Origin of the sequence: Amycolatopsis sp. SB7-3 (assembly GCF_041021335.1) — a bacterium.
In the GTDB taxonomy this organism is placed as follows: Bacteria; Actinomycetota; Actinomycetes; order Mycobacteriales; family Pseudonocardiaceae; genus Amycolatopsis; species Amycolatopsis japonica.
The window spans coordinates 274,863-299,980 of sequence record NZ_JBFPJQ010000003.1 but is presented as its reverse complement, the minus strand read 5'-3'; the positions used below and the strand labels follow the sequence as shown (position 1 = coordinate 299,980).

At 68.6% G+C, this 25,118-nt stretch carries 23 protein-coding genes; 10 read left to right on the top strand and 13 right to left on the bottom strand.

Annotated features, from left to right (window positions below):
- Positions 1–44: 44 nt before the first annotated feature.
- Both AB8M46_RS26015 and AB8M46_RS26010 read left to right on the top strand, forming a co-directional pair.
- Positions 45–1,040, top strand: coding sequence for a LuxR C-terminal-related transcriptional regulator (locus AB8M46_RS26015; RefSeq protein ID WP_378422574.1), 996 nt, complete (start codon positions 45–47; stop codon positions 1,038–1,040).
- A gap of 125 nt (positions 1,041–1,165) precedes the next feature.
- Positions 1,166–1,297, top strand: coding sequence for a hypothetical protein (locus AB8M46_RS26010; RefSeq protein ID WP_255355316.1), 132 nt, complete (start codon positions 1,166–1,168; stop codon positions 1,295–1,297).
- Here the strand turns inward: AB8M46_RS26010 and AB8M46_RS26005 are convergent.
- The 3 genes from AB8M46_RS26005 to AB8M46_RS25995 all read right to left on the bottom strand — a co-directional run bounded on the left by AB8M46_RS26005 (position 1,287) and on the right by AB8M46_RS25995 (position 3,361).
- On the bottom strand, positions 1,287–1,502 hold the full coding sequence (locus AB8M46_RS26005; RefSeq protein ID WP_394361924.1) for a hypothetical protein: 216 nt from the start codon (positions 1,500–1,502) through the stop codon (positions 1,287–1,289). The genes AB8M46_RS26010 and AB8M46_RS26005 overlap by 11 nt on opposite strands.
- 56 nt (positions 1,503–1,558) lie before the next feature.
- Positions 1,559–2,311, bottom strand: a complete 753-nt coding sequence (locus tag AB8M46_RS26000) for a S1 family peptidase (protein ID WP_394361923.1) — start codon at positions 2,309–2,311, stop codon at positions 1,559–1,561.
- A 75-nt stretch (positions 2,312–2,386) separates the two neighbouring features.
- Complete coding sequence (locus AB8M46_RS25995; protein WP_394361922.1) at positions 2,387–3,361, bottom strand: LysR family transcriptional regulator; 975 nt, start codon at positions 3,359–3,361, stop codon at positions 2,387–2,389.
- 96 nt (positions 3,362–3,457) lie between these two features.
- Here AB8M46_RS25995 and AB8M46_RS25990 point away from each other — a divergent pair, with 96 nt between their 5' ends.
- A complete protein-coding gene (locus AB8M46_RS25990) occupies positions 3,458–4,420 on the top strand; it encodes a M64 family metallopeptidase (protein ID WP_038514857.1) in 963 nt (320 codons plus the stop codon).
- A gap of 7 nt (positions 4,421–4,427) precedes the next feature.
- Here AB8M46_RS25990 and AB8M46_RS25985 read toward each other — a convergent pair whose 3' ends face one another.
- The 4 genes from AB8M46_RS25985 to AB8M46_RS25970 form a co-directional block, all read right to left on the bottom strand.
- Complete coding sequence (locus AB8M46_RS25985) at positions 4,428–4,886, bottom strand: SRPBCC family protein (RefSeq protein ID WP_037336616.1); 459 nt, start codon at positions 4,884–4,886, stop codon at positions 4,428–4,430.
- A gap of 59 nt (positions 4,887–4,945) precedes the next feature.
- Positions 4,946–5,836, bottom strand: a complete 891-nt coding sequence (locus AB8M46_RS25980) for a helix-turn-helix domain-containing protein (protein WP_394361921.1) — start codon at positions 5,834–5,836, stop codon at positions 4,946–4,948.
- A 10-nt stretch (positions 5,837–5,846) separates the two neighbouring features.
- Positions 5,847–6,902, bottom strand: coding sequence for an LLM class flavin-dependent oxidoreductase (locus AB8M46_RS25975; RefSeq protein ID WP_037336611.1), 1,056 nt, complete (start codon positions 6,900–6,902; stop codon positions 5,847–5,849).
- Between the two features lie 61 nt (positions 6,903–6,963).
- The gene (locus AB8M46_RS25970) at positions 6,964–7,575 is read right to left on the bottom strand and encodes a precorrin-3B C(17)-methyltransferase (RefSeq protein ID WP_378422586.1); all 612 of its coding nucleotides are present in this window, start codon (positions 7,573–7,575) and stop codon (positions 6,964–6,966) included.
- Positions 7,576–7,774: 199 nt separating this feature from the next.
- Between AB8M46_RS25970 and AB8M46_RS25965 the strand changes: the two genes are divergently transcribed.
- A complete protein-coding gene (locus tag AB8M46_RS25965; RefSeq protein ID WP_394361920.1) occupies positions 7,775–10,453 on the top strand; it encodes a beta-N-acetylglucosaminidase domain-containing protein in 2,679 nt (892 codons plus the stop codon).
- Here AB8M46_RS25965 and AB8M46_RS25960 read toward each other — a convergent pair.
- The 3 genes from AB8M46_RS25960 to AB8M46_RS25950 all read right to left on the bottom strand — a co-directional run bounded on the left by AB8M46_RS25960 (position 10,434) and on the right by AB8M46_RS25950 (position 14,193).
- Complete coding sequence (locus AB8M46_RS25960) at positions 10,434–11,318, bottom strand: hypothetical protein (RefSeq protein ID WP_394361919.1); 885 nt, start codon at positions 11,316–11,318, stop codon at positions 10,434–10,436. The two genes, AB8M46_RS25965 and AB8M46_RS25960, sit on opposite strands and share 20 nt — an antisense overlap.
- A gap of 13 nt (positions 11,319–11,331) precedes the next feature.
- Positions 11,332–12,627 (bottom strand): choice-of-anchor B family protein, encoded by a 1,296-nt coding sequence (locus AB8M46_RS25955; protein ID WP_037336605.1) that lies wholly within the window; start codon positions 12,625–12,627, stop codon positions 11,332–11,334.
- A gap of 312 nt (positions 12,628–12,939) precedes the next feature.
- Positions 12,940–14,193: a DUF222 domain-containing protein gene (locus tag AB8M46_RS25950; RefSeq protein WP_394361918.1), complete on the bottom strand. Its 1,254-nt coding sequence runs from the start codon at positions 14,191–14,193 to the stop codon at positions 12,940–12,942.
- Between the two features lie 378 nt (positions 14,194–14,571).
- On the opposite strand from AB8M46_RS25950, the gene AB8M46_RS25945 reads away from it, so the two are divergent.
- The gene (locus AB8M46_RS25945) at positions 14,572–15,189 is read left to right on the top strand and encodes a hypothetical protein (protein WP_394361917.1); all 618 of its coding nucleotides are present in this window, start codon (positions 14,572–14,574) and stop codon (positions 15,187–15,189) included.
- Between the two features lie 48 nt (positions 15,190–15,237).
- Here the strand turns inward: AB8M46_RS25945 and AB8M46_RS25940 are convergent, their stop codons facing one another.
- Entirely contained in the window at positions 15,238–15,837 is a 600-nt protein-coding gene (locus AB8M46_RS25940) for a TetR/AcrR family transcriptional regulator (RefSeq protein ID WP_038514893.1), read from the bottom strand.
- Positions 15,838–15,956: 119 nt separating this feature from the next.
- Between AB8M46_RS25940 and AB8M46_RS25935 the strand changes: the two genes are divergently transcribed.
- The 3 genes from AB8M46_RS25935 to AB8M46_RS25925 are packed head-to-tail and all read left to right on the top strand — an operon-like array spanning position 15,957 to position 19,490.
- Positions 15,957–16,790 carry an SDR family NAD(P)-dependent oxidoreductase gene (locus tag AB8M46_RS25935; RefSeq protein ID WP_394361916.1) on the top strand — a complete coding sequence of 278 codons (834 nt, stop codon included), beginning with the start codon at positions 15,957–15,959 and terminating at the stop codon, positions 16,788–16,790.
- A 26-nt stretch (positions 16,791–16,816) separates the two neighbouring features.
- Positions 16,817–17,944, top strand: a complete 1,128-nt coding sequence (locus tag AB8M46_RS25930) for a DUF5938 domain-containing protein (RefSeq protein WP_394361915.1) — start codon at positions 16,817–16,819, stop codon at positions 17,942–17,944.
- Positions 17,945–17,960: 16 nt separating this feature from the next.
- Positions 17,961–19,490 carry an AMP-binding protein gene (locus tag AB8M46_RS25925; protein ID WP_394361914.1) on the top strand — a complete coding sequence of 510 codons (1,530 nt, stop codon included), beginning with the start codon at positions 17,961–17,963 and terminating at the stop codon, positions 19,488–19,490.
- On the opposite strand, the gene AB8M46_RS25920 is transcribed toward AB8M46_RS25925, so the two are convergent.
- Complete coding sequence (locus AB8M46_RS25920; RefSeq protein ID WP_394361913.1) at positions 19,487–20,392, bottom strand: Lrp/AsnC family transcriptional regulator; 906 nt, start codon at positions 20,390–20,392, stop codon at positions 19,487–19,489. The two genes, AB8M46_RS25925 and AB8M46_RS25920, sit on opposite strands and share 4 nt — an antisense overlap.
- 211 nt (positions 20,393–20,603) lie before the next feature.
- Between AB8M46_RS25920 and AB8M46_RS25915 the strand changes: the two genes are divergently transcribed.
- Together AB8M46_RS25915 and AB8M46_RS25910 are read left to right on the top strand one after the other, a co-directional pair.
- The gene (locus AB8M46_RS25915) at positions 20,604–22,265 is read left to right on the top strand and encodes an amidohydrolase (protein ID WP_394361912.1); all 1,662 of its coding nucleotides are present in this window, start codon (positions 20,604–20,606) and stop codon (positions 22,263–22,265) included.
- A complete protein-coding gene (locus AB8M46_RS25910; RefSeq protein ID WP_394361911.1) occupies positions 22,262–23,542 on the top strand; it encodes an MFS transporter in 1,281 nt (426 codons plus the stop codon). Before AB8M46_RS25915 ends, AB8M46_RS25910 begins: the two co-directional genes overlap by 4 nt.
- Here the strand turns inward: AB8M46_RS25910 and AB8M46_RS25905 are convergent.
- Entirely contained in the window at positions 23,539–25,113 is a 1,575-nt protein-coding gene (locus tag AB8M46_RS25905) for a succinic semialdehyde dehydrogenase (RefSeq protein ID WP_394361910.1), read from the bottom strand. The two genes, AB8M46_RS25910 and AB8M46_RS25905, sit on opposite strands and share 4 nt — an antisense overlap.
- Positions 25,114–25,118 lie beyond the last annotated feature (5 nt).

Below are 25,118 nucleotides of genomic sequence, written 5' to 3'. Positions count from 1 at the left end.
GCGGTGGCGCCACCGCTCCCGGACCGCTGAGAGGCAGGTGGGAAGTGGCATCGACGACTCCGGACGGGCTCGGCCCCCAACTGGGCAGGCTGGGCCTCGGCGAAACCGCCGCCAGGATCTACCGGCGGATGCTCGAAAACGCGCCCGTCACCGCCGCGGAACTGGCCTGGCGGGAGGACGACGCGGAGAACGTCGAGCTGGCACTGAAGGAACTCGCCGACGCCGGTCTCGCGGTTTCGTCCGGAGTGGACGGAGACGAGTACGTCCCGGCGAACCCCAGCGAAGCGCTCACCGCGCTCACCACCCGACGACAGGCCGAACTACACGACGCGCGGCTCGCGGTCCAGACCGCGTACCGCGCCTTCAGGCGGGCGCACGCGGGGATGCCGAACGCGCAGGACCTGCTCGAAGTGGTCACCGGCGACGCCATCATCCCCCGGCTGCAGCATCTCGCGACCACGGTGCGGCACCAGGTACGCCGTCTCGATTCCCCGCCCTACTTCACCGGCGGCCGCCGGAATCTCCTGGAAGAGGAGCAATTGCGGCGCGGGATCGGCTATCGCTGTGTCTACAGTGGAGCGTCGTTCGGCGATCCCGGCTATCTGGCCGCGAACATCCTGCCGTGCCTGCGCGCCGGTGAGCGGGCCCGGCTGCTGCCCGAACTCCCGGTGAAGCTGACGCTGTTCGACGACCGTGCGGCCACCATCGCGCTGACCATCCGCGAGGCCGATCGCAACCAGTCCATCGTCATCGTGCGTCCCTGCAGCCTCTTCTCCGCGCTGGAGGGGCTGTTCGAGACGTCCTGGGCGGCCGCGCTCCCGATCGACCGGCGTGGCCGGACGTCCGGGCAGCCGATCCGGCCGGTCGAACGGGAGCTGCTGATCCTGCTCGCCGCCGGGCGCAAGGACGACGAGATCGCCGCCGAACTCGGCGTCAGCAGACGCACCCTGTTCCGCTATCTCGAAACCCTGATGGACCGCGCCGGCGTCTCCAGCCGGTTCCAGCTGGGGGTCTTCGCCACGCACAACAACTGGCTCTGAAAACCCCCGCATTTCGTCCTCTGAATGCGGGTGGCCCTCACCCGGATGGGGTCACCCGGGTCGATCATCCCCGCTGCGGCGAAGGCGCCGGGAGCGGATGGTGATCTTGGAAGGAGGGCGGAATCATGGGGAATCACCGGCACCACACCGGCACGGCGTCGCTCCGGATCGCCACCGCCGGCCTGCGGGTCTTCGCGGTCGTCGTCGCGATCGCGGCCTGCGCGTGGCTCGCGCTCTGGCTCGCGTTCACCCTCTGAGACCCGCCGGTCCCGGCTGGGATTCCGGCGGGCTCTCGGGTTCCGGCAGCGGGCGGTCCGGTCCCGGAGCGGGAACCCGTTCGGGTGCCCCGGGGTCCGGAACCGGTTCCGGCCCGCCCGGATCGGGCACCGGTTCGGGCATACCGGGGTCCGGCGGCATCGGGTCCGGCGGCGCCGGAGGCGCGGTCGTTCGAGGATTCGTCATCGCACATACCTCCTGATCACGCCACTACCCGATGCGCCACCGGCCGAAACGGTCCGTTAGCCCGTATGGGTGGCGATCCAGTCCGCGATGACGTCCGCACGCGAGGTCGTCTCGATCCCGGCGTGCGGGCAGTTCGGCCCGGTGGCCTCGAGCGACACCAACGCGCCACCCGTGCCCTCGGCGACGAAGTACGGCGCCCCCGAGTCGTACGTGCAGGCGCTGGTCGTGATCGACGGCGCGGCGCCGCGGACGCCGATCGTCGTCGGTGCCACCGTCGCCACCTGCACGGTTCCTTGCTGCATCCGGGTGGCCGGAGCGGGACTCGTGGCGGTCAGGCTCCCCCAGCCCGCCAAGGTCAGCTGCTGGCCGACCTTCGGGAGCACCCGGCTCACCTTCAGCGGGGACACCGTCGTCACGGGCGTGTCCAGCTTGATGAGGGCGACGTCGTTTTCCTTCGCCTGCAGCACTTCGGTCGCCTTGCGGGCCACACCCGATTCGACCGCCTCGTCGACCAGGCCCAACGTCACCATCGTCGGATACGGCATCTTGCCCGCGACCCGCTTGCGGTGCGCGTCGTGGAAGCAGTGTCCCGTGGTGACGACCCAGCTCGGCGCGATCAGCGCGCCCGTGCAGTAGCTGCCGTAGGTCGAACCGTCGGGACGTGGGATCTTCGTCATCGCGATCTTCGCGACGAACCCGAACCGCCCCGGTGGGACATCGGTGCCGTGGGCGACGTCCGGCGCGGCGAGCGCGGCCGGAGCGGTGGTGATGGTCAGGACAGCAGCGGCCAGCAGGGCGCGCAGACGCAATTTCTTACCCTTCGTCGATGAGGTGATCCGAGGCTAGGACCCCCTGCCCGACAAGGGGAATTCCCCGACCAGGTGTCACCCGATGGCACGTCTGCCGTTGACCGGCCCCGCACGGCGGGCGAGCCAGTGGCGATAGGGGAGGCTGGTTTCGGTGTCGGAGCGATAAGCAGCCTCGGCCGCGGCGATCAAGGCATCGGTGTCCCCGCCGAAGGCGCCGTCCGCGCTCCAAGCGATCAGATACCGCATCCACAGCGGATCCCCCGCGAGAGGCCGGATCGCGATCCCGGGTGACGAGGGAAAGGTGACCTGGCACGGGGAAATCGCCCGGCCCGCCGCGATCAGGCGTTGCAGCGGACGCAATTCCGTGCTCCGATGCGCGACCTGCGGCCGGAATCCCGCTCGGGCACAGGCTTCTTCGAAGCACTCCGGCCATCCGGCGCCGTCGGACGGCCCGAGCACCCACCGTTCCCCGGAGAGCTCGGCGAGGTCGATCTCGGCTCGACGGGCCGCGGGATGGTCCGCGGCGATCGCCACGAACACCGGTTGCGTGGCCAGCGGCCGCGACGCCACACCCGGCGCCGACGGCAGCGGGTGGCCGGGATAGTCGGCGACGACCGCGGCGTCGAGTTGCCCGCCGGCCACGAGATCCAGCAGCCGCAACGGCGAGAACTCGGTGGTCACCGAAACCGCTTGCCCCCGGCCGGAATCCCCGAGCCGGTCCGCCAGCTCGACGACCATGGACCCGCCGATCCCACCCAGCGCGACAGGACGTTTCTCGCCTTCCGCCAGGAAACGCGCCGCGTCCCGGTGCATCGTGTCCGCCGCGGCGAGGACCGCACGGGCACGGACGAGGACGCATTCGCCGAACGCCGTCGGGAAGACGCCGTCGCGCCCACGGACGAACAAGGTTCCCCCGAACGCGCGCTCGATCCGTTGCACGGCGGCGGTCAGCGCGGGCTGGGTGCTCCCGATCCCGATCGCCGCGCGCGTGATGCTGCCCGCGTCGGCGACGGCGCACACCACTCGCAGATGACGTAACTCGACGTCCATCACGCGGACCTTATGGCCACTTGGGATGTGCCGGAAGCCGTCGAAAGTCGGGATCGTTTTTCGTACTCCCCTCTCCCCTCCCCGCAAGGAGTACGCATGCGACGCGCCTGTCTCATGGTCGCGCTGACCGCCGTCCTCGTCGCCGGGCTCGTTCCCGCGACGGCGTCGGCGGCTCCCCGGTTCACGACGTCGATGGAGGCCTTCGAGCCCGGAGGAACCATCACCAGAGTGGACGTCACCCGGCCCGCTTCGGACCGGGCGGCCGCGCCGCAGCAGATCGCGGCCGCCGCCGCGGTGACCCCGATCGAGACCAACGGCCCCAGCGAGACCACCTTCGACCTGGTCTTCGTCGGAGACGGCTACACCTCCACGCAGCTGGGCACGTACTCGCAGCACGTCCGCTCCAGTATCGCGGCGTTGTTCGCCATCGAGCCGTACAAGAGCTACCGCAAGCAGTTCAACCTCTGGCAGGTCGACGTCGTCTCGCCCCAGTCGGGCATCACGAACGACCCGACGCAGGGCATCCGGCGCAACACCGCGCTGGGCTCGTACTTCTGGTGCGGCGGCATCGAACGGCTGTTGTGCGTCAACGAAACCAAGGCGAACCAGTACGCCGCGGCGGCACCCGACGTCGACCAGGTCATCATGCTGGCGAACACCACGAAGTACGGCGGCGCGGGCGGCGGGGTGGCGACGTCTTCCGGCGGCAACATCCAGGCCAGCCAGATCGTCGCCCACGAACTCGGGCACTCCATCGGCGGGCTGGCAGACGAGTACGACTACGGCACTTGCGACACCCGGGAACCCCGCGAGCCCAACGCTTCCGCGCTCACGGCCCAGCAGATGAAGGACCGCCAAGCCAAGTGGTACAAGTGGCTCGGCAAGCCCTCCCCCGACGGCGGCACGGTCGGTGTCTTCGAGGGTTCCCGCTACTGCAAGACCGGGATGTACCGGCCCAGCGTGAACTCGCTCATGCGCACTCTCGGCCAGCCGTTCAACCCGCCGAGCACCGAGGCGATGATCGCGGGCTTCCACCGCGAAGCCGCCCATCGGCACTGATCCCCCGTCATGGCCTCCGGACCGGGCCGCCGGCGTGACCGGCGAGCCCGGTCGCCATGTCGCGCATGAAGCGGCGGAGGTACCACCGGAAGATCCACGCGCTCCCCTTGCCCACGCGATACGTTCCGTGCCAACGGATCCGCGTTCCCCCGCCGGGCGTTTCGCAGAGATCGACCGAGGCCTGATAGTCCAGCATCACCGGGACGTCCACACCCTCGTAGGCGAACCGGCGTTCCGGTTCGAGGGCGGTGATCCGCTCCTTGGTGACCGTCTTTCCGGTACGGAAGGCGCGAACCGCGCCGACCTCGTCCCGGCCGTCGGCCGAAAGTCCTTGTGACGCGGCCACTTCCAGGGACCCGATCCGTGACCAGACCGGCCAGCTGCGGGCGTCCAGTAACAGTGCCCACACCGCGGCGGGCGGTGCGGACGATTCGGCGGTGACGTCGTACGACTGCGTTCCACTCACAAGGCTCACCCTAGGAACGGCCGGGCGGGTCCACCATGCGCCAAATTGCGCCGTGGCGCTCAGGAATTGCGGTACTCCGAGGGCCGCGATCCGGTGTGCTTCAGGAAAGCGGCCGACAGGGCGCCGGGAGTGGCGAACCCGCACCTTCCCGCGATGGCGGCGATCGGGAGATCGGTCCCCCGCAACAGCCTTCGCGCCTCCTCGATCCGGAGCCCGCCGAGGAACCGGTGCGGCGTCTCGCCGGTCTTCTCCTTGAAGACCCGGATGAAGTGATAGACGCTCAGATGGACCTCGCCGGCGATTTCGGCGACGCTGAGCGGATCGGCCAGGCGGTCACGCATCATCGCGACGGCCGCGCGGACCCGGTCGTCCTCCCGGCCCGCGCTCGGTGGGCCGGGTTTCCGCGCGTGCCGGGTGAGCAGGTGCACGGCGAGGAAGGCGGCCGCGGATTCGGCGTAGAGGTCGTCGTCCTCCCGCGCGTTCCCGACCGCCCGGACCAGCTCGTCGAGCAGCGGATCGCCCTCGGCCACGGACGCCGCCATCGCCTCGTGGTCCACCGCGCGGCCGCCCAGCCGCGCGGCGACCGATTCCACCGTGGTGCCCGGGATGTGCACCTGCAGGCTGCGCATCGTTTCGTCCCCGCGGTAGCGGCGCCGCAAGGGCTTGCCGGGAACGGCGAGTTCGAGCCGTCCCGGCCCCCATTCGTGCCGGTTCCACCGGCCTTCACCGCGGGTCTCCATCACCGCCCGCCCCGAAAGCGGCAGGATCAGATGCAGATCCGCGACGGCGGGCAGCCGCAGGTCCTCCGCGACGGGAACGTGGTCGAACCGCTGGACGAGCAGCGACTCCCAGCCGGAATCCTCCCAGCTGCAATAGGTCCGCCGGACATAGCGGGCCATGTCGAAACCGACGTAGGGCCGAAGGTCGAATCGCGCGGAATCGAACACCACGGTTTCGAGGCTAGCCGAGCAGCTCCTTCACACGCGGGACGACCTGCTCGCCGTAAAGCCGGATGGAGTTCAGGCGCTGCTCGTGCGGAAGCGCGCCGACGCTGTACTTGAGCTGGAACCGCGAGAGGCCCAGTGTCCGCACCGCCCAGGCGATCTTCTGCGCGACGGTCTCGGGAGAGCCGACGAACAGGGCGCCACGCGGGCCCGCCATGACGTCGTAGTCGGCCCGGGACATCGGACCCCAACCGCGCTCGGCGCCGATCTTGGCGAAAGCGGCCTGGTGGTGCGGGAAATGCTGGGAGACGGCCAGCTCGTCGGTCTCGGCGATGTGGCCGGGGCTGTGCATCGAGATCGGGAGCTCCTGGTGGCCCGCCTCCTTCAGCGCGCGCCGGTACAGGTCGGCGAGCGGGGTGAACCGCTCCGGCGACCCGCCGATCACCGCCATCACCAGCGGCAGGCCGTACGCCGCCGCGCGGACGACCGACTGCGGGGTGCCGCCGACGCCGACCCACGCGGGCAGGCTGCCCGACTCGGTGACCGGGAAGGCCTGCGCGCCTTCGAGGGCCGGTCGGACGGTCCCGGACCAGTCGACCGGCTTCTCCTCCTGCAGATGCGTGAACAGGTCGAGCTTCTCGGCGAACAGCGCTTCGTAGTCCTCGAGCGAGTAGCCGAACAGCGGGAACGACTCGGTGAACGAACCACGGCCGAGCGTGACCTCCGCGCGTCCCCGGGAAACCGCGTCCAGCGTGGCGAACCGCTCGTACACGCGCACCGGGTCGTCCGAGCTGAGCACCGTGACCGCCGTGCCCAGCCGGATCCGTTCGGTGCGGCCCGCGATCGCGGCCAGCACGACATCCGGCGAGGACACCGCCATCTCCGCGCGGTGGTGTTCGCCGACGCCGAAGTAGTCCACGCCCACCTGGTCGGCGAGGACACCCTCGGCCACGACCTCGCGGATGGCTTCGGCCTGGCTCACCGGCTGGCCGTTCGCGTCGTTCCCGACGTCGCCGAACGTGTCCAGGCCGAAGGTCGGCGCCTGCGGGGTGCCCAGGATCTCGTAACCCATGTCCAACTCCTCAAGTAGTTGAACGCTCAAACGTCGGGCACGGTGATCGTATTCCGCGGGCTCAGCCGCCGGCGATGTCGCGCGCCAGCCGGCGCGCGTCGTCCATGGTGAACTTGCCGGTGATCTGGGTTTCCCCGCCGGTGATGGCCGACTGGATCGACGGCGCGGTCAGCACCCGGCTCTTCAGCACCATCGCGACCTGCTTGCCGACGTTCGCCGCGGTCCAGTCGGCCCACGTCCGCGCGCCCGCGTCGGTGAAGCTGAGCCCGATGAGCGGACCTCCCGACTGCGTATCGAGGCGAGCGTTCGCTCGAGTGAGGTCCGCTCCGGTGAGGAACGCCGGGCCGAGCAGGTATTTCGTGCCCTGCACACGGTCGCAGCTGACCAGCGGGAGCGCCGGATCGTCGCGGCCGTCCAGCGGATCCGGCCCCGCCGAACAGTCCAGCGCCGCCGCGGCGGCCTGCTGTGCGGCGGGATCCGTGCTCTGGCGGTCGGTCGCCGCGCCTGTCGCCGGACCGGGCGGAAGCTCAGCCAGGACCGGACGGAACCGCAGCCGCGACCCGTCCTTGATCGCGAAACTGTCGCCTTCGGGTTCGGCTTGGCCGGAGACCCCGCCCTGGCAACCGGTGACACCGAGCAGGACGAGAGCGATCGCTACGAGGATGTTCCGCACCGGGACATTCTGTCGTGCCCAGCGTCCGCGCGGGGGCGACTCGCCGCCTTGACCGAGCAGCCGTCGATCCGGTCGGAAAATCACCCGGACCGACCTAGCCCAGGTCATCGCATCGGGTGTTTGCTTGCTCACAGAACGTCGTTGATCGACGATTTGGGGGCCGCCGATGTCCTTCCGATGGGTACTCCGACTCATTCCGGTGACGCTGCTCGTGACCGCGGTGGCGGTAGCCGTCCCCGCACCGGCGAGCGCGGCTCCCGCCCCTCCCCTGGCACAGGTATGGCCGACACCCCAGCAGGTGACGCCACGAGCGGGACAGGTGACCATCCCGCGCACCGTCGTCGAAGTCGTCGGAGCGGCCACCGATCCCTCCGCGCTCGCCGTCGTGGACCAGGTCCTCCGGGCGGCGGGCGCGAGCACGATCGTCAAGGTCACCGACAACGATCAGACGGCAATCGACCGCGAACGCGGCAACGGCGGCCTCGTCGTCTTCGTCGGCGGTCCCACCGAAAGCAGGGCGACCGCACTGGCCCTGACAGCACTCCGTCTCAAAGGTCCGGAAGGCCTGTCCCCCGGCGGATACGTCCTCGCGGCCGACCGCGGTGTCGTCGCACTGTCCGGTGTGGACACTTCGGGGACGTTCTACGCGGCGCAGTCGTTCCGGCAGCTGTTCGCGTCCGGCAAGAGCGGCGCGTTCGGCATCCGGGACTGGCCCGCTGCTCCGCTGCGCGGCGTGATCGAGGGCTTCTACGGCGCGCCGTGGTCCCACGCCGACCGGCTGGCACAGCTGGACTTCTACGGCCGCACCAAGCAGAACATGTACGTCTACTCCCCCAAGGACGATCCGTTCCTGCGCGCCCGATGGCGCGACCAGTACCCGCCGGAACAGCTCGCGCTGCTCTCGCAGTTGGTGAGCCGTGCCGCCGCGAACCACGTTGAGTTCACCTACGCCCTCTCTCCCGGCCTTTCCGTGTGCTACTCGTCCGACGCCGACAAGACCGCACTGGTCACGAAGTTCCAGTCGCTGTGGGACATCGGGGTGCGGTCGTTCGCCATCCCGCTCGACGACATCTCCTACACCCGCTGGAACTGCGACGCCGACGCCGCGAAGTTCGGCACCGGTGGCGCGGCCGCGGGCACGGCACAGTCGTTCCTGCTCAACCGCGTTCAGCAGGACTTCATCGCGACGCATCCCGGTGTCGAGCGGCTGCAGACCGTCCCGACCGAGTATTACGACCTCGCCGACTCGCCTTACAAGACCGCGCTGCGCACCCAGCTCGACAAGGCCGTGATCGTCGAGTGGACGGGCGTCGGCGTGATAGCTGGGCAGATCACCGAAAAGCAGGCCCGGCAGGCGAAGGAGGTCTTCGGGCACGACATCCTGATCTGGGACAACTATCCGGTCAACGACTACATCACCGAACGGCTGCTGCTCGGCCCGTACATCGGCCGTGAGCCCGGCGTCGCGAAGTACCTCTCCGGGATCACCGCGAACCCGATGGTGCAGGCCGAGGCGTCCAAGATCGCCGAGTTCACCTCCGGCGACTTCCTGTGGAACCCGGACCGGTACGACCCCGACAAGTCCTGGCTCGCCGCCATCGCGGACCTCGGCGGACCGGCCGCATCCGCGCTGAAGGTGTTCGCGGAGAACAACTATTCGAGTCTGCTCGTACGCCTCGAAACCGGGAAACCCGATCTGGATTCACCGGTGCTGCGGCCACTGCTGGCCGCCTTCTGGGCCGCGCTGGAGAAGAAGGATCCGTGGGACGCGGCCGCGAAACTGGATCGTTACCTGACCTCGATGGCCTCCGATCCCGAAGATCTGCGGCGCGGCATGGCCTCGAATCCGAAGTTCCTCGCCGAGGTCGGACCGTGGCTCGACCAGGTCGGGCTCTACGGTCAGGCCGGCAGGCACGCGGTGCGGATGCTGCTGGCCCAGGTCGACGGCGACGGGGCGAAGGCATGGGCGGAACGCGGCGAGCTCGTCGCCGCGCTCAAACAGGCGCAGGCGATCCGCGTCCCGACCTCGCGGGGCCCGCGCAACCCCAGCACCTGCACGGGGGTCTGCGTGCCGTTCCTCGACAGCGCGCTGGCCACGGCCGACCGCTGGTTCGGCCTGCCCGGGATCCGGCCGCGGGCGACGACGTCGCTCGGCACCTACACCGACAACGTTCCCGCCCGGATGGTCGACGGCGACCCCGAGACCTACTACTGGAGCGACTGGGCACCCGCGATCGGCGCCACCATCGGGGTCGACCTGGGTTCCGCGCAGCGGGTGTCCCACGTGGACATCCTTATGGGGAAGCCGACCAGCCCGGACGACTACGTCCGCGCCGGTGTCCTCGAATACTCCGCCGACGGCACCCGCTGGACGACGGTGAAGACGGTCACCGAGCCGGTGATCTCGGCCGATCTCCCCGAAGGCGCCGAGGCGCGGTTCGTCCGCGTGCGCACGACCGGCGCCCAGGCATTCTGGGTCGTGGTCCGCGAATTCACCGTGTCCACACCGGACAGTCCGAAGTACACCGTCACCGGCACCCCGGCGGGGCCGAACCTGGCCGCGGCGGCGGACAACAACGCCGATTCGCTGTACGCGGCGACCTCGACGCCGATCGCGGGCGACGCGCTCGTCGTCACCGCCGTCGCGCCGAAACCGCTGAGCAAGGTCGTCGTCCTGGCGACTGAGCCCGGTGCGGGCGCCGACGTCCAGGTCGCGGATCCGGCAGGCGGCTGGCAGACGATCGGCCGGATGTCGGGCGGCTACACGGAACTGCCGGCCGACGGCGTCACCACCGACAAGGTCCGGCTCCTGTGGTCACCGGGAGGCGCGGCACCGAAGATCGCGGAGGTCGTCCCGGTCAGTCCACCGCGACCGTGATCGCGGCCGTGTGCACCCGCCCGCCGTGGGAGAATTCGAGGAACAGCCGGTACTCCCCGCGTTCCGAGAACAGGGAGTGGAAAGTCAGCTCGCCGCCGGCCAGCGCCACGCCGAGCGGCTGGACCGGATGCAGATGCGTGGCCGACAGCAGCATGCTGTGGAACCCGGTCATATGGCCGTTGGCACCCAGATGCGGGTCGACCGCGGTGAGGAGCGCGCCGTCCGGGCCGCGGAGGGCGAACCGGAGGACCTGCGCCCGCATCGACGGGATCCGGGCCGCCCCGTCCACCCGTGTCACCCGGTAGCCCGTGGCCGTCACGGTCTCGCCCGCCGGGGCGGGCACCGGGACGAAGGTGGTGTCACCGGGCACGGTGAACGGGACGCCGAGCACCACCGGATGCTTCGGATCCTTCGTGTCGAGCGGCACGAACTCGGCGAACATCCGGTAGGCGCCGCCGTCGGTCAGCGCGAGGTTCGTGTGCCAGGTGTCCCCGTCCAGCATCGGATGCACGTGCTGGAAGACGTTCATGTCGTCGCGCACGGCGAAGAAGTGCATCTGTTTGGTCTGGTTGTCCAAGAACCGGGTCACCGGCCGCCCGTCCGGCCCGAGGATCCGGAACGCGACCGGTACCTCGGGACCCCGGACGGCGGGTGTGGTGACCCGCTCGAACCGATAGCCGCTTTCCGCCTCCGACAGCCCGTCGCTGTGGGCGGCCGGAAGCAGATCCGCGGTCACCACGGGTTGTTGCTGGTGAGCCGAATGCGCGGAGCCCGGTGTCGGCCGGAGGGCCACGAAGACCGCGACCGTGCCGATCACCAAGGCCAGCGCTAGGAACAACCAATCCGTGAGCCGGGGTTTGCGCACGCTCTACCCCCGGTCACTTGCCGCCGAGGTTCGGCTTCACCACGACCAGGCCCTGCTCGATACCGTTGACGATGACGATGCCACTGGAGAAGTACGGGTAATTGCTCCACGCCCCGTTGAAGTTCGCCGAGTCGCCCGCCGGGTAGATGTCGAAGTAGCCGACCTCCGACAACCTCGCCGAAGCGACCCCGCTGACGTCCAGGATGCGCAGACCGGCCTGGTAGTTCGCCTGGTAGGAGTACTGGCCCTTGATGTACTGGTTGTGGTCGATCGCGGTGGCGGGCGAACTGTAGACGCCGGTGTGCACGGGAGCGGACAGCTTGGCGAGGTCCCAGACGTAGGTCTTGGTGCGCTTGTCGGTGCCGCGCGACTCGTCCAGTTCGTCGTCGAGCAGGAAGTAGCGCTGGTCGCCGGTCAGCCAGCCCTGGTGCGAGTACTGCGCGCCCGAGTAGCCCTTGCGCGAGATCTGGACCGGCCTGGCCTTGTCGGTGACGTCGACGATGGTCAGCGTGTCCTCGTTGGCGTTGAAGCAGATTTCCTTGCCGCTGTACGCCGTGTCCGGCCCGCGGTAGACGACGCACTGCGTGTCGTGGGTGTACCCGTCCTGCGAAACGCAGCCCGCCTTGGCCGGGGCCTTCGGGTTCTGGATGTTGACGATATGCGGCCCGCCGCTGCACGTGTTGGAGCCGATCGCGTAGGCGAAACCGGTCTCCTCGTTGATCGCGATGTTGTGCGCGGGACCGAATTCCTTGTACAACGCGTCGGCGGTGAAGGTCTGCGGTGTGGTGACGGTGCGCAGCCTGGTCAGGTCGAACACCTGCATCCCGTGCCCGGTGATGAAGTCGGCCACGATGAACGCGTGGTTCTTGTACACCTTCATGTCCCGCCACGAACTGCTGCCGCCGTTGGAGGGCAGGTTGCCGAGGAACTTCGGCGACGTCGGGACGCTCAGGTCGACGAACGCGGTTCCGTTGGTCCGCCCGACGATGGCGTATTCCTTGCCGGACGACGGATCGGTCCAGCCCCAGATGTCATTGCCGTTTCCGCCGCCGAGGCCGGAGAGGGGCAGCACGCTGAGCAGGTCGACGTTCTTGCACGGGTATTTGTCGGCCTTGCCGTTGACGCACGGGACTCCCGCCGCGGTGCCGGTGACGGCGTGCCGCTCGGCCGGGACGTGGTCGGCCATGAAAGTGCGGGCCGCCGCCTGTCCCTCCGCCGTCTCCGGATCGTGCGCGGACGCCGCGGTCATCGACAACACCAACGCGGAGGCCGTCAGCACGGCCAACCCCATCATCCGCACGAGTTTCATCCGAGGTGCTCCTCACCGGGTCGCGGTCGGCCTCCGACGATATGGGCACCCACTCCCGGTGTATCCCGTCGAACGTATGGGGCTTTTAACCGTTTATGAGCGGACTGGGGTGCTTGGCCGGCAGGTCTCGACCATGACTGGTCCGTTGGTGAGGGACTGTGTGGATTTTGGGACGTCAGATGTCCCGAAATCCACACAGTCGTGCGTGATCGGTCCGGTCAGGGGGTGGCTGGTGAACGGCCGGATATCGGTGGAACCCGGCGGGCATGACGAAGAGCCCGTCGCCGGCGTGGCCGACGGGCTCTTCGGGGTTCAGACGTGGTGCAGGGTGTTGCGCCGGGGTTGTCGGAGCGGGTCCCGGTATTGGGGTGGGATGAACTCCGGTAACCCGTCGGTCGCCATGCGGACTTCCCAGTCACCGTGGTGAATCAACCGATGATGGAAACCACACAATAGGACCAGGTTCCGGAGATCGGTCGGACCGCCGTCTGCCCAGTGCTCAATATGATGAGCGTGGCAATTCTTGGGTTTCCGATGACATCCCGGGAACGCGCAACCACCGTCCCGGATGTTCAACGCACGCCGCTGCCCGGGGGTGACGAACCGTCTCAAGCGCCCCATATCCAGCGGCTCACCCGAGGCACCCATCACGACCGGCACCATCAGGCAATCGCAAGCGGCAAGCCGGGCTTCCCGCGCAGTCATCGTCCCCACGAAGTCCAGGCACGCGGTGCCGAGACCGGATTTGAGTTCCTCAAGTCCGATGGTGACGTGCACCAAAGTCCGGTAGCCACTCGTGCCGGGCTGATCAGGGCAGGCGATCGCCAGATCGAGAAGTTCGGCCCAGGCGTCTCCCAGGCGCTCGCACTTCATCCGCAGATCCGCCTGACCGAACTCATCCACCGGCCGCGGCTGCGCATACGCCTCCAGCGCTGCAGCGGTGCGGGCCCCGGTCTCGTCGTCGAGGAGGCCGGTGAGTTTCCAGAAGCCGTCTTTGCGGCGCTCTAGGGTGATTTCGCGGCGTGGTTCTTTCGGTTCGGGATCCTTGGGTTCCTTGCCGTCAGGGTTGAGCAAGCCCTGCAGGTTCGCCTCAGCCTCAGCGAGCTGCCGGGGCCCGGCACTCGGGGCAAGGTTCGCCAAAATCTGCTCCGCACCCGCCCGCTCCTCAGCCGAAATCTCGACCGGAAGGTTCTTCAAGATCTCCAGGATCTGATCGATCCGCTCGTCCCCGATCAATCCCTGAGCCGCGACCTCAGCGGTCGCGGGAGCAACCGGCGGAACTTCGGTGCCATCCAGGGCCCGGGTGGGGTTCAGCGCGATGGCGCGCTTCACGATCGGACCCGCCTCACCCCGCGACAGCCCCGCGATCTCGGCGAGCCAACTCGCCGTACTGCCATGCCCATACAAGTCTTTGACGCCACGAGACTCGATCTCAGCCAGGAACCGCCCCAGGCAGGCGGTCGCGATCCGGATCACCTGCAACGACTGTTGCACGCCATGGGCAAGCTCTAGCTTGCCAGCGCGCCACAGTTCCTGCGGCAACTCGGGGAGGAAGGTCTCGGACACCCCATAAGAATACCACGAATCGAACACACGTACGAATGTGAAGGAGTTTCGAAAGCGGATTCGAGGGTTGTGCCCGCCACCAGATTTCATCGGGTCCTTGCCGAACAATTCGGCAGTTTCAAGGCGGCCAAGGGATCGCGTTGGCGTTCGTTGAGTTCGTCGGCGATGGCGTCGAACTCGCCCTGCCTCAAAATCAATCACCCTCAACAGCACACGACGCGCCAGCCAACCTCCCCCGCCATCCGACAACCGAACCGCGCCCTCCAGTAAGCGCTTTCTGCTAACATCGACCCGCTCACCGGAACTCAGGGAATCTCCCCGATGCGCCGACCACGAACCGAAGCGAGAGTGAACCGAAACGAAGGAGAACAGCACGCAGTGACGTCACCCGCAGCACAGCTCGCATCAGCCCTCACCACGACCATCGAAGAGAAAACCGCACGAGGCTCGACCGACCGACTGCCACCCACCCAAGGCTGGCATCCCGGCGCCAGAATCGGCGCCACGGCCGAGCTCGGCGCACTCCTCGCCTACAACGACGACGGATCCGCCGGGATCTGCAACCTCGAGAACGGCCGCGGCACGTGGCTGAACCTGCAACCCCAAGACCAAGACCAACCCCAAGACCAAAAACAAGACCACCGCCCGTACTCGGTCTGGCGCTGGACGGCCGCCTACAACGGCCGGCCCGCCTGCCTGATGGGACGCCTTGCCCCCGGAGCAGCCAGACTGGAGCTCCACGCGAGCGACGGCACAGTCGCCGAAGCCGAAGTCGTGGACGGCACCTTCGCCGCCGAAATAGCCGTGGACATGGTCAGCCTGCGTCACGCGCGGGAAAGACTGGAAGCCCATGAAGCCGCTTCCACGGAAGGCCGCGCGGAGTTCGAGCGGCTGATGGCCGACTCGCGAACGGAAATGACGAAGCTCAAGGTCCGGGTCTACGACAGCGCCGGAACCCTTCTCTACGACGGTGCGGCGATCAACGCCACCGATTAGCAGCAAGCCGTTCGCTGGGCTCCGCCTCCAGGAGCCCATCGAACGAACCTAAGAGACCAGCCGCCTGAGCAACGACCCGGCGTCCTCGGCGAGACCATCGGCGAGATGGTGCAGCAGCGCTTGCTGGAACAGGCCGTCGAAAGCCGCGTAAGCGACCTGCTGAGTCACGACCGGCGAAGCGTCGGCGAGTTCGGCGTAGCGCTCCACGACCCGCCAGATCATCGCCTGCCGCTGAGTGTCGATCTCGAGCACGTCGGCGCGGAACGCGGCCTCGAACAGGCTTTGATTCCGCAGGTCATACCACAGCCGGTGCATCACGGCGTCGGCCCGAAGCGTGCCCGCCATCGCCTCGCCGAATCCCCGCTCCAGTTCCTCGGCCGAACGCGCCATGGCCACGACCTCGTCGTAGCGGGTCACGCACACTTCTTCGAACTTGCGGACCGCGTAGGTCAGCAGTTCCACCTTGTCGGTGAAGTAGTAGTGCAGCACCCCGTGCGAGAAGTTCGACTTCTGCGCGATCTCCCGCAGGCTCGTCCTCGCGTACCCCAGCTCGGACAGCGCCTGCAGCGCGGACTCCGCCAGTTCCGCCCGCCGCTGGGCGAACTTGTCCACGCTCCGGCGTGCGATCCGCTCGCTCGTCTCGGTCACCACGAGTTCCTGTCCGGTCCGGGAGCCCGCGCCTGCCGCGGGTCCCACAGTCTAGCGTCGCGGATTTCTTGACGACTGTCCAAGAAAATCTTGACGACTGTCCAAAACAGGCTCAGGATGTGAGCCACACCGCAACCGCGGACCGTCTCAAGGAGGAGAAGTCCATGGGTTCGTACGACCTTTCGGGCCGAAAAGCCCTGGTCACGGGTGGCGCGCAGGGCCTGGGCGCCGGAATGGCCGAAGCGTTGGCACAGGCGGGCGCCTCGGTGGTCATCGGCGACGTCCAGGAGGATCTCGGGCGCGCCACCGCCGACAAGCTCGACGCGGGCTTCGTCCGGCTCGACGTCACCGACGAAGAGAGCTGGGTGCAGGCGGTCGACGCGGTCATCGGCGAACTCGGCGGGCTGGACATCGTGGTGAACAACGCCGGCGTCGAGATCACCGGGCTCGTCGCCGACCTCGACCCCGCCGACGTGCGCAAGATGCTCGACGTGAACGTGCTGGGCACCGCCCTCGGCGTGAAGCACGCCTTCCGCGCAATGCGGCCCGGCGGTCCCGCGGGTGCCGGTGGCGCCGTCGTGAACATCGCCTCGGTCGCCGCGACCATCGCCTTCCCCGGCATCGCCGGCTATTCGGCGACGAAATCGGCGGTCGACCGGCTCACCAGGGTCGCCGCGATGGAGGCCGGGAAACTCGGCTACGGCGTACGCGTCAACTGCGTCTACCCCGGCCTCGTCCCCACCCAGATGGGCAACCAGCTCGCGCAGGACGTCGTCGAGGTCGGCCTGTTCCCCAGTGTCGAGGACGCCATCGGCGCGGTCGTCGCGCAAACCCCCGCCGGGCGGCTCGGCGAAGTCGCGGACATGGCCGACGCCGTCGTCTTCCTCGCCTCCGACGCCGCCCGCTTCATCACCGGCGCCGGGCTCCCGGTCGACGGCGGAATGGGCATGTGACCAGCACGAACCCGAAAGGAACCACCATGAGCAGCCTCAAACCCGTCGTGGTCTACGGCGCCTCCGGCTACACCGGACGGTTGATCTGCGAGTACCTGCGCGAGTACAACGTCCCGTTCATCGCCGCCGGCCGGGACAAGGCCCGCATCCAGGAGGCGATCGACCACGTGCCCGGCCTCGACACCATCGATCACGAGGTCGTCGAGGTCTCGCACGACGTCGAAGCGCTCACCGAACTGTTCCGCGACGCCAAGGTCGTGTGCAATACCGTCGGCCCGTTCAGCGAGTACGGCCACGAAGTCGTCGAAGCCTGCCTGCGCACCGGAACGCATTACCTCGACACCACCGGCGAACAGGACTGGCTGATCGCCTCCGAAGAGCGCTACGGCGCGCAGATGGCCGAGAAGGGCCTGCTGCTCTCCCCCGGCATCGCGCAGATGTACACCACCGGCGAGATCGCGGCGAACCTCTGCCTGGAGACACCGGGACTGGACACTTTGGACATCCTGGTGTTCTGGAAGGGTTATCCCACGGTCGCTTCGACGAAGACCATCCTGGTCAACGCCGCGCTGTCCGCCGCGTACTACCTCGAACAGAACGAGTACCGGCCCTGGCCCGCCGACGGCGGGCTGCAGGACGTCACCGTGCCCGGCCATCACGAGACCGGGCTCGCCCTGCCCTGGGGCGGCACCTCGCATCCGGTCTGGTTCAAGAACGACGCCCGCGTGGCCAACGTCAAGGCCGTCGGCGGCGTCTTCGACCGCGCGCTCATGCAGGGGGTGCCGCAGATCGTCGCGGCCGTCCTGGAACAGGTGAAAGACCTGCCGCTGGACGAGAAGATGCGCGTGCTGGCCGAGCAGGCCGCCGCCGTGCGCGACGAGATGCCGCCGCGGGAGAACCAGCGGCTCAACACCTCGCTGGATTCGGTGCACGCCTCGGGTCCGTTGGGCCGCGCGCACTGCGTCATCCACGGCACCTGCAACTACAAGCAGACCGGGTTGATGCAGGCTTACGGCGCCTACTCGCTGCTTCAGCAGCCGCCGAAACGCGTGGGGTTCGCCTCCGGGTGCCAGGCTTTCGGCCACCGCGAACTGCTCGGCGTGCTACGAAGCTTCGGGCTGGTTTCGAATCCGGTCTTGACCGTCCACGACTGACCGGAAGGACGAGCGCGTGCGACTGACCGACTACCTCGACAAGGGCGCTTCACTCGATCCGGCGGTGCCCTGCCTCACCATGGGCGACACCTCCCTCAGCTACGGCGAAGTCCGAAAGTTGTCGTGGCAGGTGGGGCGGGCGCTGGCCCGGTCCGGTGTCGAACCGGGCGACAAGGTGGCGATCCTGTCCGGGAACGATCCCTTGTCGTTCGGCTGCGTCTTCGGGATCAGCCGGGCCGGTGCCGTGTGGTGCCCGGTCAACCCGCGCAACGAGGCCGCCGAGAACAGGGAACTGCTCGACCTGTTCGACTGCACCTGTCTCCTGGTGCAGGAGTCGTTCGCGCCGCTCGTCTCCCGGATGCTCCCCGATCTGCCGAAACTGTCCACAGTGGTCTGTCTCGACGGCGCGATGCCCGGCGCCGTCCCGTTTTCCGACTGGATCGGCGACGCCGAGCCCTGGGAGGAAACCCCGCCGGACGACATGGTCCTGCTGGTCGGCACCGGCGGCACCACCGGCCATCCCAAAGCGGTGATGCTCAGCGGCACCAACGTGGAGACGATGTCGGCGCTCACGCTGATGAGCTACCCGTTCACCGGCCGCCCGCGGTACCTGGCGCTGGCGCCGCTGACACACGCGGCGGGCGTGCTCTGTTTCCCGGTCCTGACCCTCGGCGGCGAGATCGTCGTCATGCCCTCGCCGGACCTCGGCGAGTTCCTCGCGCTGGTGGAACGCCGCCGGATCACGCACACCTTCCTGCCACCGACGCTGATCTACCTGCTGCTCGACAATCCGGCGCTCGACACCGCCGATCTGTCGTCGCTGCAATGCCTTTGGTACGGCGCCGCGCCGATGTCGGCCACCAAACTCGCCGAAGCGATCACCCGGATCGGCCCGGTCTTCGGGCAGTTGTTCGGGCAGAGCGAAGCCCCCATGATGGTCTCCACCCTCGCGCCCGCCGAGCATGTCCATCCCGATGGATCCCTTGCCCTGGAACGGTTCACTTCGGCGGGCAGGCCCACTCCCCTCACCCAGGTCGCGATCATGTCCGACACGGGCGAGCTACTCCCGACCGGCGAACGCGGCGAGATCGTCGTCCGCGGTTCGCTGGTGATGCTCGGCTACTACAAGAATCCGGACGCGACGGCGGAGGCGAGCGCGCACGGCTGGCATCACACGGGCGACATCGGTTACCTCGACGAAGACCATTACCTCTACATCGTCGACCGTGCCAAGGACATGATCATCACCGGCGGTTTCAACGTCTATTCGGCCGAGGTCGAGCAGGCGCTCATGGCGCACGAAGCGGTGCAGGACTGTGCCGTGATCGGGTTGCCGCACGAGAAATGGGGCGAGCAGATCACCGCCGTGGTCCAGCTCCACTCCGGGCGAACGGCGGCGGCGCAAGAGCTCCGCGCCGCGGTCAAGGAGCGGCTGGGCAGCATCAAGACCCCGAAAGAGATCCTGGTCTGGCCGGATCTCCCCCGGTCCAAGATCGGCAAGGTGCTCAAGACCGAGATCCGGAAAGCCTTGCTGGACAACGCCTAGCGGCGCGCGAGTTCCTCCGCGGTCGGCAGCGGCCACTCGTAGCGTTCCTTGGCGATGCGGAGGTGGACCCACGTCTCCGCGGTCACGACGTCGGGCCTGCCGCTGATCTCTTCGAGCGCCCGGTCGAGCGCGCGGGCGGACTGCGCGGCGATGGTGGCGACGACGTCGAACCGGCCGATGGTCCTGGCGAGGAACTCGGTGTCCTCCCGTGCGGCGAGCGCGGCGGTCACGGAATCCCCGGCTCCCCGCACGTTCAGGCCGATCCCGCAGACGAGACCGGCGTCCGGCCGGGCACGGCTGAGCACCGGCGCGATGCGGATGACGTCGTGTTCGACCAGGAAGCGCACGCGGGTGCGGGTGGCCGACGGCGACAGCCCGACGTGCTCGGCGATACGCGCGTAGGCTTCCCGCCCGTCGGCCTGCAGCCGCAGCATGATCGCGAGATCGCGATCGTCGAGCCGCAACCAGGGCGGCAGCGGGCGGCCGGGCATGAACAGGCCTTTGACCACGTCCACGTAGACGAGCGTGTTGACCTGCTCCACCTCCGGCAGGCCGCGGATGTCGGCCACCGTGCGATAGAGCTCGGGCGAGTCGGGCAGGCGCAGTTCGGCGACGGTCTGGTGATCCCCGCTCACCGCGGAGACGAACGCCGCGGCGGGCAAGGCCGCGATGGCGTCCGTCGTCGCCTGCGAGCGGCCCGAAGTGCGGATCGCGAGATGCGCGTACGCGGTCAGGCCGAGGAACTCGGGGTGGACCGCCGCGACCACGTTCAGCGAGCCGTCGGCCTTCAGTTGCTCCAGCCGGGCCGACACGGCCGACCTCGAAGCCCCGACGCGTTTGGCCAGATCGGCGACGCTCATCCGGCCGTCCGTGCGCAAAGCCGCGACCAGCGCGTCGTCCACGACGATTCTCCTCTGCTGAATTTCCGACGGCGAGACGCACCATATCACCAGCGGAAACCCGGCAAAGACAGCCGAGATTGCGCGTTGTGTTCATGATCGCGCGCAGATCGATCGTGAACACCATCCGTACACGACCGATCTGATTGCGCCGACGGTTTTCGTCGCTTACCTTCGCCCCACTTCACCGTCGAAAACCCCAGGAGTCCGCCCGATGCGCCTGTTGCCCCTCGATCGTTCAGTCCTCGACGCGCGAGCGACGATCCTGCTTCCCGATGAGCTGGTGACCGTCGACGACGCCACCGAAGGCGCCGAAGCGGTCCTCGTGTTCGGCGAGGAGATCGCCGCGGTCGGTTCGGTGGACGAATGCCGTGCCCGCGCCGCGAGCCTCGGCCGTCCCGATCCGGAGGTGCGGCGGCTGCCGGGCACGCTCCTGCCGGGATTCGTCGATCCGCACGCGCATCCCTTGATGTACGGGCAGATGATGACCTGGGTCGACTGCGGCCCCGAACGCGCGTCGACCATTCCCGCCATCGTCGCGCTGCTGCGTGAGGCGGCCGAAAGCACCCCGGCGGGAAGGCCCGTCCGCGGTTACGGCTACGAACACCGCAACCTCGCCGAGAAACGCCATCCCCGCAAAGAGGAACTCGACGCGGTCGCCGGCGATCGCGAGGTCTACCTCATGAACGCCAGCGGGCACGGCGGCGTGGTGAACAGCTTCACGTTGCGGCGCAACGGCGTCACCCGGGACACCCCGGATCCCGACGGCGGGGTGTTCTTCCGCGACGAGCACGGCGAACTGACCGGGGAGCTCTCGGACGCCGCGTGCAACATCCTCACCGGGGTCACCGGGGTGAAGGTCGGACGGCACGGGCCGAACTTCCACCTCGAGGACGAGCCGGAGGAGCACGCGCGGCAGCTGGCCGCGGCGCAGGAGAAGTTCCTCGCCGCCGGGGTCACCGCGATCGGCGACGCCCAGGTCACGCGCCGCGAGTTCGACATGTACCTGCGACTGGACGAGGCCGGGCGGCTCAAGACGCGCGTCCACATGTACCTGCTGTCCCATCTGCTCGACCAGGCCTTGGAAATGGGGCTGCACGGCGCTTTCGGCACCACCCGCCTCGCTTTCGCGGGGATCAAGTTCTACGCCGACGGCACGCTCGGCGGCTGGACCGCGTACTTCCCGGACGGCTACGTCGGCGATCCCTGCCGCACCGGGCAGCTCTACCACGACCCGAAGGACTACGCCGCGCTCATCGGCAAGGCCCACGAAGCCGGGCTCCAGACCGCGACCCACGCCCAGTCCCCCGACGCGATCGCCATGGTGCTCGACGCCATCGACGACGCGCAGCAGCGCAATCCCCGGCCGGACGCGCGGCACCGCATCGAGCACTGCGGGCTGCCGTCCCCGGAGCAGATCGAGCGGATGGCCGCGCTCGGCGTCCATCCGGTCAACCAGCCACAGCACTACTACAACTGGGGCGAAGGCGTCACCGACGCCGTCGGGACCCCCGGCGAGCGGTTCAATCCGCTCGGCGAGTTCCAGGCCGCGGGCGTGCCGGTCACGCTGAGCTCGGACGCCCCGGTCGCGGAACCGAATCCACTCGAAGCCATCCAGACCGCGGTGACCAGGACGACCCGCCGCGGCCACCGGCTCGGCGGGGACGACCTGCTGATCGACGTCCGGTCGGCCGTCGCCGCGCATACGATCGCCGGAGCCCGGGTGCTCGGCAGGGAACGCGACCTCGGCTCGATCACCCCTGGCAAACGCGCGGATTTCGTGCTGCTGGACGAGAATCCCCTGACCTGCGACCCGAGCCGGATCGCGGGCATCGGCGTGCTGGAAACCTGGATCGACGGCGAGGTGGCCCGATGACCGTCCGAACCGACACACAGTCGCTCCGCCGGGCCCGCCGGGCCGGGCTCGCGGCCTTCGTCGGCACCACGATCGAGTGGTACGACTTCTACATCTACGCCACGGCCGCGAGCCTCGTCTTCGGCACCGTGTTCTTCCCCGCCACCGGCGACCGGCTGACCGGTGTCGCGGCGGCCTTCGCGACGTACGCCGTCGGGTTCTTCGCGCGGCCGCTCGGCGGCATCGTGTTCGGGCACGTCGGCGACCGGGTCGGCCGCAAGACCGCGCTCGTGGTCACGCTGACCATGATGGGCGCGGCGACGTTCCTGGTCGGCTGCCTCCCCGGCTACGGCCAGATCGGCACGTGGGCGCCGATCCTGCTCGTGGTGCTCAGGTTCGTCCAAGGCCTCGCCGTCGGCGGTGAGTGGGGCGGCGCCGTGCTCATGGCCGTCGAACACGCGCCACCGGACAAGAAGACGTTCTACGGCGCGTTCGCGCAGGCGGGCAACCCCGCGGGCGCGCTGCTGGCCACCGGCCTGTTCAGTCTCCTGAGCACCGGCGGCACGGAATGGCTCGCCACCTGGGGCTGGCGGATCCCCTTCTTCGCGTCCGTCCTGCTCATCGGCGTCGGCCTCATCGTGCGGCTGAAGGTCGAAGAGTCACCGGTCTTCGAGGAAACCGTCGAAGAAACCGGCGTGCCCATCCTGTACGCGGTGCGGACGAACTGGAAGCCGATCCTGCTGGGCATCTGTGTGCTGCCCGTCGCGGTCGGCGGCTACTACCTCGTCACCACCTTCGCGACGGCGTACGCGACCGATCCGGCCGTCGGCGTCTCCGAATCGCTGGTGCTCAACGCGCTCACCATCGCCGCCTTCGTCGAACTGGTCGTCAGTTTCGGCGCGGCCTGGCTCGGCGATCGCTTCGGCCGGGTGCGGGTGGTCGTCATCGGCCTGGTCGGGGTCGCCGTGCTCGCGGCGCCGCAGTTCCTGGTGCTCTCGACCAAGAACGCGGTGCTGATCATCGCGGCGTTCGTCGCGATGCGCCTGGCGATGACGGCGACCTACAGCCCGATCGCCGCCATCCTGTCGCAGATGTTCCGCCCACGGGCGCGCTACACCAGCATCTCGCTGTCCTATCAGCTCGCGGGCGCGCTGTTCGGCGGCCTCTCGCCGTTGGTGTCGACGCTGCTGTTCCAGGCGACCGGCAGTGTCTGGCCGGCGATCGGCCTGCTGATCGGGATGTGCGTGCTGAGCATCGCCTGTGTGCTGGCCGCGCCTCAGCACACAGACGAGGTTTAGCGGATGCGCAGCCGCCGCATGAGTTTCAGCCCGGAAAGCATCCCTTCGACGTACTTCTCGTAGGTCTGGCCGCCGCGGGGGCCCATGACCTGCTTCTTGAGCACCGCGACGTTCTTCACGTCCGTGTACTTGAGCAGGCCCTGGTCCCCGTGGCGGGCACCGACGCCGGAGTTCTTGACCCCGCCGGACGGCGTCCCCTTCGAGGCGTACGCGGTGGCCAGGATGTCGTTGATGTTGACGTTGCCGGACTCGATCCGCGCGGCCACGGCCCGGGCGGCGCCGATGTCACCGCCCCAGACGGAGGCGTTGAGGCCGTACTCGGTGTCGTTGGCGAGCGCGACGGCCTCGTCGACCGTACGGTACTTGTGCAGTGCGACAACGGGTCCGAAGGTTTCGGTGACGCCGCAGAGCATGTCCTTCGTGACACCTTCGAGGACCGTCGGCTCGAAGAACGCCGGACCGAGATCCGGCCGCGGCTTTCCTCCACAAAGGACGGTCGCGCCTTTGGCGACGGCGTCGTCCACATGGGATTTGACCCGGCTCATGTGGTCGACGGAGACGAGCGAGCCCATGTCCGGGCCGAAGTCGTACGCGGCGCGGACGTCGAGGGCCTTGGTCTTGGCCACGTACGCCTTCTTGAACTCCTCGTAGCGGGACTCCGGCAGGTAGATCCGCTCGATGTGCATGCAGATCTGCCCGGTGTTGCCGAAAGCGCCGAAGATCGCGCCCTGCACGGTCTCGTCCAGATCGGCGTCTTCGAGCACGATCATCGGGTTCTTTCCGCCGAGTTCGAGACAGCAGCCGATGAGGTTGCGGCCCGCCTGTTCGCCGATCACCCGGCCGGTGGCGGTGGAACCGGTGAACATCACGTAGTTCGCTTGGCCGATGAGCGTGGGGCCGACGTCGGGGCCCTCACCGCACACCACCTGGAACAGCCCCTTCGGCAGCCCGGCCTGCTCCAGCAGCTCGACACCGTAGAGCGGGGAGAGCGCGGTCTTGTTGTCGGGTTTCAGCACCACCGCGTTCCCGGCCATCAGCGCCGGGACTGCGTCGGAAATGCCGGTGGCGAACGGGAAGTTCCACGGCGCGATGATCCCGACCACGCCCTTGGGCTGCCGGATCTCCGTTGACGTCGTCAGGAACGGGACCGGTCCCCCACGTTTCGCCGGCGCCAGCAGTTTGGCGGCCCGCGTGAGGTAATGGCTCATCACCATCGCCGGATCGCAGGTCTCCTCGATCGCCATCCGGCGGTTCTTGCCGCTCTCGACCTGGATGAGGTCGGTGACGGCCGGCGCGTTGTCGACGAAGAGCGTGTGCGCGCGTTTGAACACCTCCAGGCGCTGTTTGAGCGGGGTGGCGGCCCACTTCTCCTGCGCGGCGCGAGCCGTGGTGAACGCCTGCTCGATGTCGGCGGGGGTCGACTGGGGCAGCTCGACGAGCACCTCGCCGGTGTAGACCTCGGTGAGTTTCCAGGTCGCGCCGGACGAGCCCGGCACGCGGGCGACGAGCCGTCGGAGGAACGCGTCGGTCACCGACGCCGGACGGGTGAGCGCGAGCGGTGTGACGGTCATGGCCC

Bases quoted from the DNA above. Each gene is read 5' to 3' on its own strand.
- AB8M46_RS26010 (WP_255355316.1), top strand. From the start codon at position 1,166: ATGGGGAATCACCGGCACCACACCGGCACGGCGTCGCTCCGGATCGCC.
- AB8M46_RS26005 (WP_394361924.1), bottom strand. From the start codon at position 1,502: ATGACGAATCCTCGAACGACCGCGCCTCCGGCGCCGCCGGACCCGATG.
- AB8M46_RS25995 (WP_394361922.1), bottom strand. From the start codon at position 3,361: ATGGACGTCGAGTTACGTCATCTGCGAGTGGTGTGCGCCGTCGCCGAC.
- AB8M46_RS25990 (WP_038514857.1), top strand. From the start codon at position 3,458: ATGCGACGCGCCTGTCTCATGGTCGCGCTGACCGCCGTCCTCGTCGCC.
- AB8M46_RS25975 (WP_037336611.1), bottom strand. From the start codon at position 6,902: ATGGGTTACGAGATCCTGGGCACCCCGCAGGCGCCGACCTTCGGCCTG.
- AB8M46_RS25955 (WP_037336605.1), bottom strand. From the start codon at position 12,627: ATGAAACTCGTGCGGATGATGGGGTTGGCCGTGCTGACGGCCTCCGCG.
- AB8M46_RS25930 (WP_394361915.1), top strand. From the start codon at position 16,817: ATGAGCAGCCTCAAACCCGTCGTGGTCTACGGCGCCTCCGGCTACACC.
- AB8M46_RS25915 (WP_394361912.1), top strand. From the start codon at position 20,604: ATGCGCCTGTTGCCCCTCGATCGTTCAGTCCTCGACGCGCGAGCGACG.
- AB8M46_RS25910 (WP_394361911.1), top strand. From the start codon at position 22,262: ATGACCGTCCGAACCGACACACAGTCGCTCCGCCGGGCCCGCCGGGCC.
- AB8M46_RS25905 (WP_394361910.1), bottom strand. From the start codon at position 25,113: ATGACCGTCACACCGCTCGCGCTCACCCGTCCGGCGTCGGTGACCGAC.